We start from the raw sequence: 13,763 nt of genomic DNA, 5'->3' as shown, positions 1-13,763 counted from the left end.
CCGTTACTTAGCTTAATACAATAAAAAAAGAAACCTACTTCAACAAAGCTTTGAATACCACCACTGTTAGATGATGGATTTGGACTTTGATGAACTTGAAGTAGGAATCTAAAAACTACGCTAATGAATTCAACCTTCGTCAATAACTACCTCGTAGCATAGAAGAGTACTGAGTTTATTGGACACAAATTCTACGAGAGAGGAATTTGGGAACTTCATAAAGGTTCTTTAAATGATTTGTATAACAAATCAATTTTCTTGGTATGAAATTAGAAGAGATATAAATTCAAATTAAGTTCAATTCAATTTGAAAATAATGAGTTTAATAATATTGTGTCGATTGAATAGGTATGGGCATAATGCAATACAAATAAAATATTGGTTGTTAAAATATGACTATAAGCAAAGCTTATGAAAGGAGATCTAGCAATGAAAAAGGATCGTAAAGTTGTATTAGTTGGTACTGGTTTTGTTGGTATGAGTATGGCTTATTCATTTCTAACTTCTGGTGGTGTAGATGAATTAGTATTGATTGATGTGGATAAAGAAAAAGCGTTAGGTGAAGCTATGGATTTACAACATGGATTACCTTATGCAAGAAATAAAATAGTAATAAAGACAGGTGATTATGAAGAGTGTAAAGATGCGGAAATTGTCGTGATAACTGCTGGAACTGCACAAAAACCAGGACAGTCACGATTGGATATGACTGCAATTAACGCAAATATCATAAAAGGAATAACTAAAAGTATAATGGCTTCTGGTTTTGATGGTATTGTAGTCGTCGCTTCAAACCCTGTTGACTTAATGACATATGTTGCTTGGCAAGTTTCTGGATTACCAAAGGAAAGAGTCATTGGATCTGGAACAATTTTAGATACAGCACGTCTTCGTTATTTAATGAGTGAGTATCTTGGTGTTTCAACAAATAATATCCATGCATACATTATGGGAGAACATGGTGATTCAAGTTTTGTACCATGGACACATGCTTATGTTGGAAGTAAATGTCTACTTGAACTATTGGATGAAAAAGGCAAGGACTTGAATGATTTAAATGATATTTATCATCAAGTTCAACAAGCAGCGTATGAAATTATAAATCGAAAGAAATCAACATATTATGGTATTGGTTTAGCACTCAATCGACTTGTGCAAGCAATTCTAAATGATGAGCATGCTATTCTTACTGTCTCTGCATATCAAGATGGTGAATATGGATGGAAAGATATGTTTATTGGGGTACCTGCAATTATAGGACATAATGGTATTGAGGAAATCATTCAGCTACCACTTAATGAAGTTGACCAAGGTAAGTTCAATCTAAGTGCTAGTACTTTAAAAGAAATACAAAATGAAATTAGCAAGACTAATCTGAAGTAATCGAAAGATTACTTTTTTTATTGTAATGTAACTGTGTCTATGTAATAATAACAGTGAGGAAGGTTATATGATTATAAAACTAGATGAAAAATCAAATTTAGCAAATTATCTTCAGTTGATGAATCAAATCAAAGAGAAGATTTTTACTGGTGAACTTAATGTAAATGATCAATTACCTTCGATACGAGTATTAGCCAAAGATCTTAATATCGCGATTATTACAGTAAAACGTGCTTACGATGAATTAGAACGAGAGGGGTATATTGAATCTCGGCAAGGCAAAGGAAACTTTGTAAAGAAATTACAACTTGAGAAATTAAAAGAAATGAAATTAAAGGAAACAAAATTAGAGTTGAAAAGTATCATTGATAATGCAATGCAAATTGGATTAACTAATCAAGAATTACTCGAACTTATACACGAATTATTGGAGGACTAAGTGATGAAAGATAATGCGTTAGTGGTTGAAGATTTAAAAGTTTATTATGATGAATTTCGTTTATATGTGGATTATTATGCAATTGAGAAAGGTTTTGTGACTGGATTAATTGGTAAGAATGGTGCAGGGAAGACAACATTTATAAATGCTTTTTTAGAACTTATACGTCGTGATAGTGGGAAAATCGAAATACTAGGTATGAATTTTGATCAAAATGAAGTAGAAATCAAAGAACGTATTGCCTATGTAAATGATCAATTTATTTTTCCTCTATCTTTGAACGCTGAAAGATTAGGTAAAGAAATTGGTTCTTTCTATAAAAACTTTGATTACAATTTATTTAAATCATTTTGCGAAAAAAATCATTTACCTTTTACACAAAATTTTAAGTCATATTCTAAGGGCATGTTAGCGAAAGTTGCGATATTATTTGCGATATCCTATTCGCCTGATTTCATAATTTTAGATGAACCGACAGCTAATTTAGATCCTGTAAGTCGAAGAGAGTTCTTGGATTTATTGTATGACGTGATGCAAAATGAAAATAAAACTATTTTATTCTCTACTCATATAACATCTGATTTAGATAAAATTGCAGACAAAATTACACTTATTCACGATGGAAAAATAGAATTTACAAAAACTAAAGATGAAATAGAAGAAGATAACCAAATTGTAACAATTGAAGGAGATATTCCTAGTAAAATACGTCCATATTTAAGAGGTGTTAGTAAGACAAGTAACGGATTTAAGGCTTTGTGTACTGATACAAACCGCTTTATTGACGACGAAGAGTTTAAATTTCAAAAAGCATCTGTTGAAGATGTTATGTATTATTGGGAAATTAACAATGGATAAAGTTACACGATATATAAAAACAAAAAATAAATATTTTATATTTCTATATATTTGGTTGTTTTCATTCATTACATTAATTGATTCAAACAGTGCTTTCTCTTGTGTTGTATATACGGTAGGGTTGTTTCTTATTTGTGAAAATGGACAAGTTGATTTTGATTTTAGTAGTCGATATGGGCAATCAAAAAAATTTCGCTTAATTCAATTATTACCACTTAAACGACGTGAATATCAAAAGAAACAGACAATATTTGTGATTTGTTTTATTCTTTTAAATACAGGATTATTGTTCTTGGTTCGTTATTTTGGTCCTAGTTATTATCGTCAATTGCATTTGATACGTACAACTGATGTTATTTATTTGGTTCAATATTATTGGGTTTTTATTACCATTTTGTATTTAGCATTTCATATTTGGGAAAACTATTTTGCAAAAGAATTATTCAAAATCATTGAACTTCGAAAAACATTACTGATTGTTTGCGTTTTTTCATCAGTTATTGGATTTCTTTTCTCTATTCCAGGACAATATAGCCAAGTGTCTCAATTATCCGGGATAAACAGTATTCTATTTATTACAGTTTCTATTTTGTTTTTTACAGGACTCATTTATTTAGCTATTGTAAGATCAAATCAAAGAAATATGGGGATAACCTTTAAACTTTCAAAGTCTAGAATCAAAAATATAATCAAGCTGTCGAGTTTTGAGGTTGGAAAAACTTCAAATAATATGATTTATCTTGGTGGTATTTTTATTGGAATTACGTTTAGCAGTGGTGATGTGGTTCATTTATTTAGCGCTTTTATGATTATATCATTTGGTTCGTTATTAAATGTAGTTCAAAGTAATGTAAGTAAATACTATCGTAAAGGAAGCTTGTTAAATATATTACCTTTTTCTAAAAGAGAAATCTTCATCAGTTCATTAGTTAATATGGTACTAGACTGGCTAGTTTATTTAGGAATTATGATTTTGGTGCTTTTAGCTTATGGACTAATTCAAAATAGACAATTTATCTTTAATATATCAGTCGGTAATATCTTCTACGCCATCTACTTTCATCTGCTTTCATTTTCGATTTTGTTGAAAATATTTTTAGATAGGAACGGATACTTATATATTATTTTAGGTTTGTTGTTACTCTTTGTTTCTGTTTTCTTCTTTAATTTTCAAATGAGTTTATTTAATTCAAATATAATCGTAGGTATCATTGTTTCAACGATAAGCGTTGGGGTACTTCTTGTTACTATTCAAAAAAAATATAGAACAATTGTTTTTAAATAAATGGAGGTTCATATGGAAAAAATGAAACAGTATTGGTGGCATAAGCAAAAGTGGGTTGCGTTTATTTACTTTACTTTACTTTTTACAGCTGCGGGCATTGATAGAACTGGTTTGCTTGAATCAATTATCTATTTATTTGGGTTATATAGATTTTGTGAAAATTACCAAGTATTCTTTGATTCAAATTCTGAATATGATGTAGAAACTAGCGGATTAGTACATCTTTTGCCTATTTTAAAGAAGGATTATTGTAAGGCACAAATTATACATTCACTTTTGTTTATCAGTTTATCAACTTTATTGTGTTTTGGAACCATGAGTTTTAGTCAGAACATATTTGAAGGAAAGATGATTTTCTTTGTTTTAAGTTGGTTATGGATGTCAGTGAATTATTTTATTATTAGTTATCTAGAAACAACGAAGTCAAAGGGTAGAATGAATTTTGCGGGATATCGATCATTCATACCTGGAATCAATTTTGTATTTATTAGTATTATGCTTATTGTGACAATAAGCTCATCTCAAATAAATCAGTTAAATCAAATCGGTGTTATTGGTATATTTTGTTTATTTTCATGTTTAATTGGTTTTCAAGTTTATGAGATTTTTATCGTTCGAAATAAAAATCAGTTTGATGTTAATTTTGATCGTTATCATAAAATAACAAAAAATAAATATAAGAATATTATGCAACTGGCATCTTTGTCCTATACGAAAATTGAAAAGATTAATATTTTTGTTATATTTTACTTTGTGTTTGCATCGATAAACTATGTATATAGTGATTTAAATGTACTTAATATAGCCAATTATTTTTACTTTCTCCATTTCATTTTAATTGCATTGAGTTTATATATTCTTGAGAAAATGTATTCTCATGCTAATTTCGTAAAACTTGTTCCAGTTAGTAAAAAGGATATATTTCATGCATGTATTTACAGAATAATTTCGATGTTTATGCTAACCAGTTTATCAATTTTCGTCGTATTTATTGGGATGAGTTATTTAATAAAAGGACAAACGTTTATTTTCTCTATAACTAGTTTTCAATTTTGGTTTATTGTTACAATGAATTTATTAAGCTTATGTCTTTGTTTATATGGTATGGCTAGTAAGTATTTTGGTTTTTTCTATTTTATAGCGGGATTTATAATTATTATTTTATCATTAGCAGTATCTAGTTTTAATATTCAAAACATTGGATTTGAAGCAACTATTATGTTTATTATCGTGAATATGCTTATCTTAATATCCCTAAATATGTTTTTTAAAGGGGGATATAAGCGATTATCTATGAAATAAGTAAATTCCTATATCGGTAGTGATTGTTAAATTGTCAATTTTAGGGTAAAATTTAGATTACATATAAGTAATTTACTACGGTAATGGGGAGATTTAACATGGCGAAATTCAATTTTTTCAATTCGTTTAAGAAACCTGAGGAGGTTAAACCAAGTGATATACAGCTAAAAATAGAAGAGAAAGAAAAAAATATCGATAAACTAGAACGTGATATTAATCATTCTGGTGACTTTTTAGATGGGGTAAAAAAAGTACAAGATATTGAATATAATGCTCGCAAGAAGCAAGTAAACTTAAAAGAAAAAGAAGCATTGAAAGCAATGGATAAAATGGATGATCAATCAGATGACATTCAACATAAAATCAATGTGCTTGCAAATAAATCTGAAAAAGCTGCTAAGGACTTAAATAAGAAAAAAGCAGCTCTTTTGAGTGAATCTGATAAAAAAGCAAAAGTTCTTAAAAACCAACTTGCTGAGAAGGAAAAGCAAATAGATGAAGAAATCAAAGCAATAAAGCTTTCTCAAGATAAATTGTTTATTAAAGAAAGAAATCGCCTAATTCAAGAAACTGAAGAAATTAAGGAAAGTTTAAAATCAGCAGCTTCAATTGATTGTGATAAAAAGAAAAAAGAAATTAAACGCTTTGAAAATCAAATTGAGAAACTAAAGAAGACTTTTGATGCACAAGTTGTAGAACTAGAAAACAGTCTTAGTATTGCCCTTAAAGACGAAGAAATTACATATGACAAACTAAAACAAGAAATAGATAATTTAAAAGAAAATCAATTATTAGAACTTAATCATAAGAAACAAGAATTAACTAACAAGATAAATCAATGGGCTGCAAGTTTTGATGATTTTGCTTTGAGTAATGAAGCATTTATGGAAGGTAAAAAAGCAGAACTTGATTTATTAGACAAACACGAGAAGAATTTAAAAGATCTATTAAGACAAAAACAAGATAAATATGAAATTGAAAAACGTAATCTTGAAGAATATCAAAATAGTCGTTTAGCTGAGTTAGAAAACATCCAAAATCAAATTGAAAATGAATTAGCTGGAAAACAAAATCAATTCCGCGTTTTAAGTGATACTTATAAACAAGAAGTTGATAATTTTGCAAATCTTAGAGCTGCTGAACAAGTACAAACTCAACAGCTAATTGAAAAGTTAGGGAATGATTTTGAAGCATTCCATCAAGATATTGTATCTAAAACAAATGGATTAGATACTAAACTCAAAGAAGAAGCCGATTCAATCTATAATTTCTATCGTGAGTTACTCGCAAGTGAATCAGAAAAACTTGAAGGTAATATCAACTTCTTAAAAGAAGATTTACGCCGTGAAGAAGAAAAATTACAATTAAATAAAAAAGAATTAGAAGCTAAAGCACTTACGTTGGAAAGTACTCACTACCAACGCTTAAATGAAATCAAAGATCGAGTTTTGAAGTGTCAAACAGACATTAAAGATGCTGAGATAGAGCACAATGACTTCCTAATTAAGTTAAGTGCACAATTTGAGAGTGATGTTGAAGCCATTCAAGATCAACTGAAAGAACAAGAAACTATTTTTCAACAAAAGAGAGTTGATATTGATAAACAAGTAGAAAGTTATATTAAGCAGCTTGAAGATAAACAAGTTCAAGTTAACCTGACACAACAAAGTAATGAAGACGAAATGCTTCGACTTGAAAATCAAATCAAATTAATTAAAGATGAACATAATGCTCAAATAGTTGATAAAAGGCATATTATTGATGGTTTGAAAAAGGAAATCGAACTTCTTGTTGAGAAGATGAAACCTTTAGAAGCATTACGTGAGGATGAAAGAGCTAAACATGAAGCTTGTTTACTATCATTTGATGCAAAACGCGAAGAGTTGATGAATTCACACGCGCAAAAAATAGAAGAAGCAAAAGACAAATTCCAAATGAAAATGGAAGAATTTGAACAAAAAGTACTGGCTAAAAAAGATGAAATGCAAGCTAAGTATGAAGAAAATATTAAATCAATTCAAAAAGAGCATAAGGATCGTGTAACTGAATTAAGGAAGAATAGTGATGTCTTTATGAATCAAATTCAAGATGAAATTCGTGAAACACAAAGTAAGATTGATTCGATTGTTCCTGAATTCGAAAAACAAATTGAACTTGAAAATCGCATTCTAAAAGACACAAATAAAAACTTTGAAACTTTGAAAGTTAAGAATACAAAAGAACTGGAATCGTTAAAAAATAGTAATGATAAGAAACTAGCTAAAATTAAAGAAAATGCTCAAAATACGATGGAGAAGATCGCTAAGAGTATTGAAGAACATCGTGATACTGCACAAACACGTATTCATGATATTCATGATGAAATCAACCGTTTAACTGAGGAAGAAAAGAATCTCATCTTAAATATGTCGGCGATTCAAGAAGAATACGAAACAAATAAGAATGATCTTGTAAAGAAGAATAGTATTGCTCTTGAAGAACATCTACAACAAATTAATAATTTTGAACATGAAATCGATAATAAGCGGATTGAAATACGTAACGCTGAAGCATCACTTTCAGATTTAATTAACCATTATAAATCCAACGAACAAGAAGAAAATCAAAAACTTCTTAAGTTGAGAAATTCGCTTGCTAATGAATTGAATGAACAAGGATTAGAAATTGAACGTTCAATTGCACAATTGGAAGTTCAAAAGGATGAACGTATTGATTATCTACGGTCTGAATATGAACTAGCGCGTAAGACTATATCAAGTAAAATGAATTCTGAATTACTTGATATTCAAAGAAATATGGAAGAAGAAAAGGGTAGAATTCTACAAGAACAAACTCTTTTAGAGGCTACTTATTCGAATAAAGTTAAAGAAAATGAACAAGCTTTAAACAAGATTCAAGAACAAGTGAAACTTATTACAGCTCAAATTGATAAAACTGAAGAAGAACATAAGCATGAAATGGCAGTCCTACAAGAGGATTTTGAGCATCGTAAGACACAACTGGAATATGAAGCAGAGATTGCTCAAGAAAGTAATTTGAAGAGTTTTAATGAACTTAAAGAAGAACTTAATACGCAACTTAATGCTGTTGAAATTGAAAGAATTCAATTGAAGAATGCGGTTGATGCAAAGATTAGACAACAAGAAACTAAGAAAGAAATGATTGAAAAGTTCATTGCTGATTATGAACGCAATAATAAAATACATGTAGAAGATAGAGAACGTGAAATCGCAAACTATCAATCGATGGTTGATCGCTTAAATATTAATATCGAAGAACTTCAAAAAGAATTAGCTGAAACAAAAGAATTCAACGAGCAAAAAATCACTGAAATTAAATTGGCTCAACAAAGTGTTGAAGCTGAAATGGAGAGAATTGTAGCTACTCGTAATGAAAATTATCAAAAAGTGATTGATCAAGTCAGTCAAGAACACGAACAAAAGATTCAAGGATTTGTTCAAGAACAAGATGAAAAACAAAAGACTATACAACTTCAAAATGAAGAAATATTGAATAATTTCGTTCAAAATTATGAAGACTATAAAGCTCAATTAGCTGATGAATTAGCTAAGAAAAGGGCAGAAATTGATGAGTATGTTCGTCAAGAAGAAACTAAACTTGAACAAGAAAAGAAACGCTTTGATGATCTTGTTAATCGCCTTAATGCAGAAGAAACGAAACGTATTGAAGAAAGAAATATTGAAAAAGAAAGCTACAAGAAGTTTTGGGATGAAGCGCTGGATGCAATTCATGAACGTATGAAATTATCTGCAAGCAAGATGCATGAGGAGGAGATATCTTTACGTAATCAATACAATCCTCAAATAACTAAGCTAAATGCAGAAAACGAGTCATTAAAGAAACAAGAAGAACAAATTACGTTGGCTATTCATCAATTAGAAGAAAAGCTTGAACAACGTAAGTTCCAAAATGAACAAATCAGACGTAAATACGAAGAAGAGTGTGAACAAAACATTGTTAATATTGAGAATTTAATTAAGGATAGACAGTCTAAGATTGAATCTTATAAACAAAGTATTGATACTGAAATCGACCGATTTGCTCAAACAAGAAACCAAGAGGAAGAGAAACTCAAAGCTATTCGTCAATCGAAACTAGTTCTTCTTGAAGAAGAAAGAGAAAGAATTGATGAAATCATTGATAAGCAACAAAAACTCTTTGATAAATTGGCTGCAAAGAAAATGGCGGCTATGGAAGAGGAAAATCGACGTACAAATAAGATTCTAGAAAAAGAAATGAAACGCCTGGCAAAAGAAAAAGAACTTGAAGGTGAAAACTTTGAATTGACGATGGAAGAACTTGACCGTCTTGTACGTGAGAAAGAACAACGTTATGAAGAATTGTTGAATGAACAAATTGCTAAGAATGATGCCTATATTCATGAATATAAAGAAACATTACGTAGACGCATTAGTAACGAAGAGAAGAATGATGCAAATGAACTTCAAAATGTAACGGGATTACGTGATGAATTGATAGAAGATGAACAACGTATTCAAGACGAATTTAAAGATCATATGGCTAATGTAAGCAATAGTTATCTAGAAGCTATATTCAAACTACAAGATAACAATAACAAAGCTTCTAGACGTTTAGCTGCTATTCGTAAGCAATATGAAGCATTAAATGAGACTTATAAGCATAAAGGTGATACAATTTCTTACGCACAAGTTTTAGAGGAATTTGAAGATAAGATTCAAGCACGTAAGAATCGTTTACATGAACTTGAAGATGAAGAAGCTAAGTTACGTAATGACAAAGCTATCAAAATCTCAAAACAAACTGAAATTTATGATGAGATGGTTAGAAATCATCAAAAACTGATTAATGATTTTGATCAAGAAATTGCGAATGAACAACATCGTTTAATCGAATTTGAAAATCAAATGAGTGAAAAGCGTCGAATTCAAAAAGAGACTGAAATAGACAACAAGAATATGTTTATTAAGAAACTCAATTACTTAAAAGAAAAGATAACTAATAATTAAAGGATGGACCTTCAACCCCTGTTGAAGGTCTATTTTAGAGGATGATCTATGGAAAACTATTATGATGAAATTCTACAGACAATTAAGGAATTAATAGAGAAGAAAGAATTTGATGAAGCAAAAGCATTAATTCATACTGAATTAAAAATGCCGTATGTACCTGTTGAATTTGAAAGTGAAGTCAAAGAACTCTTAAAAGATATTAAAGAGATGAGTGGTTCTGAAACGATTTCAGTGCTTAGTGATGAAGAAATTGAAGAATGCTTGTTTAGAAATGACGAATTTCAACTCTATGCAGTTAATCAATTAAACGCTAAGAATTTAAGACAAATGACAGATTTAATTGAGCGTTATTTTAAGAGTAAACCTAATCCATACGCAGCGGCTTTATTAATTGATTCATGTATTGAACAAAGAATTGATGATACATTTACCTATATAAAAGGGGATATGGAATATCAATTCAGTCCAATTATGTGTCTTAGACCCTTTGAGTCTGATGGGTTTAATGAAGCGCAAAGCTATCTTGAAGATTGGTTTGAAAGTGATGATCCATCTTTCTATAAATTTGTGATGCAACAACTTATTCACGAGTGCTTTGATTATTTACCATTGAGTTATGATTATGAGGATGGCTATCAATTAGCGATTCAAGTAGTCCGCCAAGTTTTAGTTTTGGTAGATAGAGAAAATGAATGGGATCAATTGGCGCTTAAGCTAACTGAAAGACAAGATTTATTACGAAATCGACAACTTTCATAAAAAAAATGACAAACATTGAAAAAAAGCCAGAAAAATAGTGCATATTACTTCTCAACTTGTTTGAAATTGAGGATAATTTTGTTATAATAGTAAGGCTGAACATTTAGGAGGAATAAAAAATGTCAACTTGGAATATTATTGAAAAATCTAAAGGTGAATTAAAAGTAACAATCGAAGGGCAAGCTTGGAAAGATGCTCAAGTTAAAGCATTTGATAAATTAGCTAAAAACGTTGAAATACCTGGTTTTAGAAAAGGTCATGCTCCAAAGAACATGATTGAAAAAAGTATTTCTCAAAATAATGTAATGATTGAGGCTGTTGAAAGTGTTGCGAATCAATTGTTACAAGATGGTATCAAAGAATATGATTTATGGCCAGTTGCTAGACCTGAATTAGCAATTGATGAAATGAATGAAGAAAAAGCTGATATTCGTTTTATCATCGTTGTTAAACCAGAAGTAACATTAGGTGAATACAAAGGATTATCATATGCTGAAGAGGCTGCTGAAGTAACTGAAGACGAAGTAAATGCTGAACTTACTAAACTTCAAGAAAACTATGCAGATATGATCACTAAAGAAGGTGCTGTTGAAAACGGAGATACTGCAGTTATTGACTTTGAAGGATTTAAAGATGGCGTTGCATTTGAAGGTGGTAAAGCTGAAGGTCATAACCTAGTAATCGGTTCTGGAAGTTTTATTCCTGGATTTGAAGAACAACTTATTGGAGCTGTAGCAGGAGATGAAAAAGACATTAATGTAACATTCCCTGAAAACTACCAAGCTGAAGAACTTAAAGGAGCACCAGTTGTATTCAAAATCAAATTACATGAAGTTAAAACAAAACAACTTCCTGAATTAAATGATGAATTTGCAAAAGATGTGAATGCACCAAATGTTGAAACATTAGAAGATTTAAAGAACTTAATTAAAAAAGATTTAGGGGAAAATAAGAAAACAGAAGCAGAAAATAAAGCGATGAATGATTTAATCACAAAAGTGGTTGATGGTGCGACAGTAGACATTCCGCAAGAAATGATTGAAGATGAAACAAACCAATTAGTAAATGATTTTGCTAATCGTTTACAACAACAAGGTTTCTCACTTGATCAATTCATGCAAATGACGGGTCAAACAATCGAACAAATTCGTGAACAAATGGGGAAAGATGCTGAAAATAAAGTAAAATTGCGTTTAGTCCTTGAAGCTATTGCTAAAGCTGAGAAAATAGAAGTAAGTAACGAAGAAGTCGAAACAGAATACCAAGGTATTGCTGATCAATATAAGATGGAAATCACTAAAGTTAAGGAATTAATTGCACCACTTAGCTTAACTGAAGATATCCGTATTCGTAAAGCTTACGATCTAATTAAAGATACAGCTAATAAATAAGACGCTACGCGTCTTATTTTGTTCTATGGAGGTATAAAGAATGAAAAATAAAAGCTTGCAAGTAACAATTCCTGTCGTTTGTACAAGAGGAATTGTGGTATTTCCTAACCAAGATGTGGTCATCGAGGTAGGTAGAGAAAAGAGTGTTAATGCAGTAGAAGAGGCATCAAATCATTATGAAGGTCATGTTTGGGTTGTATGCCAAAATGACATCATGATTGATAATCCAACACTCGATAATATTTATAAATTTGGTACATTGTGCCATATCAAAACAATCCGTAAAAAGGATGGTTTTATGCGTGTTACATTTACTGGTTTAGAACGTGCAGAACTTGTGGAATACATCGATGGTGATAAGCTAACAATGGCATTAATTCAACCAGTTACGAATATAGCAGGTGATGAAATTGAAGAATTAGCTCTTGTTAAAAGGGTTGCAGTAGAATTTGAAAATGTTGCAAATTCTACAACTCATTTTCCACCTGAAGTAATTTCACAATTAACAAAAGGTGTGTCTGCTGTTGTTCTTGCGGATCAATTTGCACAATATTTTCCATTGTCACTTGATAAGAAGCAACAATTATTAGAAACATTAAATGTGAATGAACGATTGATGCTAATCATCAGTGAGTTAGAAAAAGAAAAAGAAATGTCTCGTGTTGAAACAAGTATCAATGAAAAAGTAAGAGAACGTATTGAAGAGGGACAACGCGAATACTATTTACGTGAAAAAATGCGTGCTATCAAAGAAGAATTGGGTGATGTTTCCAATGTTGTCGATGACACAGCAGAGTTACGTGAACTAATTGAAAAAAATCCTTACCCTGAGCATGTAAAACAAAAAGCTTTGGAAGAGTTAGCTCGCTACGAGATGTTACCAGCATCATCAGGTGAAGCATCCGTAGTACGTACATATTTAGATTGGTTGCTTAAAACACCATGGTATGGCTTAACGGAGGATAACGAGGATTTAGATTTAGTACAAGATCGTTTGAATCAAGATCACTTTGGACTAATAAAAGTTAAAGATAGAATCATGGAATACTTAGCAGTTAAACAAATGACAAAGAGTTTAAATGCACCAATTCTATGTTTAGTAGGTCCACCAGGTGTTGGTAAAACATCCCTTGGCAAATCAATAGCGCGTTCATTGGATCGTAAATTCGTGAAAATGTCTGTAGGTGGTGTCAAAGATGAATCTGAAATAAGAGGACATCGTCGTACTTATTTAGGCAGTATGCCAGGTAGAATTATTCAAGGAATGAAGAAAGCTGGCGTAATTAATCCTGTCTTCTTAATTGATGAAATTGATAAACTTGGTTCCGATTACA

9 protein-coding genes are annotated in these 13,763 nt (G+C 30.6%); all 9 read left to right on the top strand.

The genetic code is table 11. From position 1 onward, the window contains the following. Positions 1–429: 429 nt before the first annotated feature. Positions 430–1,383, top strand: coding sequence for an L-lactate dehydrogenase (locus tag RR643_RS09255; RefSeq protein WP_332469722.1), 954 nt, complete (start codon positions 430–432; stop codon positions 1,381–1,383). Between the two features lie 67 nt (positions 1,384–1,450). Further along, positions 1,451–1,822, top strand: a complete 372-nt coding sequence (locus RR643_RS09250; RefSeq protein WP_332483039.1) for a GntR family transcriptional regulator — start codon at positions 1,451–1,453, stop codon at positions 1,820–1,822. 3 nt (positions 1,823–1,825) lie between these two features. Further along, positions 1,826–2,680 (top strand): ABC transporter ATP-binding protein, encoded by an 855-nt coding sequence (locus tag RR643_RS09245; RefSeq protein WP_332483038.1) that lies wholly within the window; start codon positions 1,826–1,828, stop codon positions 2,678–2,680. Continuing rightward, a complete protein-coding gene (locus tag RR643_RS09240; RefSeq protein ID WP_332483037.1) occupies positions 2,673–3,965 on the top strand; it encodes a hypothetical protein in 1,293 nt (430 codons plus the stop codon). Before RR643_RS09245 ends, RR643_RS09240 begins: the two co-directional genes overlap by 8 nt. A 12-nt stretch (positions 3,966–3,977) precedes the next feature. Continuing rightward, on the top strand, positions 3,978–5,267 hold the full coding sequence (locus RR643_RS09235) for a hypothetical protein (RefSeq protein ID WP_332483036.1): 1,290 nt from the start codon (positions 3,978–3,980) through the stop codon (positions 5,265–5,267). Between the two features lie 98 nt (positions 5,268–5,365). After that, a complete protein-coding gene (locus RR643_RS09230; RefSeq protein ID WP_332483035.1) occupies positions 5,366–10,276 on the top strand; it encodes a hypothetical protein in 4,911 nt (1,636 codons plus the stop codon). 48 nt (positions 10,277–10,324) lie between these two features. Beyond that, on the top strand, positions 10,325–11,038 hold the full coding sequence (locus RR643_RS09225) for a DUF3196 family protein (protein ID WP_332483034.1): 714 nt from the start codon (positions 10,325–10,327) through the stop codon (positions 11,036–11,038). 119 nt (positions 11,039–11,157) lie between these two features. Continuing rightward, complete coding sequence (gene tig, locus RR643_RS09220) at positions 11,158–12,429, top strand: trigger factor (protein ID WP_332469715.1); 1,272 nt, start codon at positions 11,158–11,160, stop codon at positions 12,427–12,429. Positions 12,430–12,469: 40 nt separating this feature from the next. Further along, positions 12,470–13,763: LON peptidase substrate-binding domain-containing protein (locus RR643_RS09215; protein ID WP_332483033.1), on the top strand; the 1,294-nt coding region annotated here is incomplete at its 3' end.

It is taken from the genome of Anaerorhabdus sp., assembly GCF_036637135.1.
Classification (GTDB): Bacteria; Bacillota_I; Bacilli_A; order Erysipelotrichales; family Erysipelotrichaceae; genus Anaerorhabdus.
Note: the sequence above shows the minus strand (reverse complement) of the source record. Positions and strands in the feature narration are given on the sequence as shown.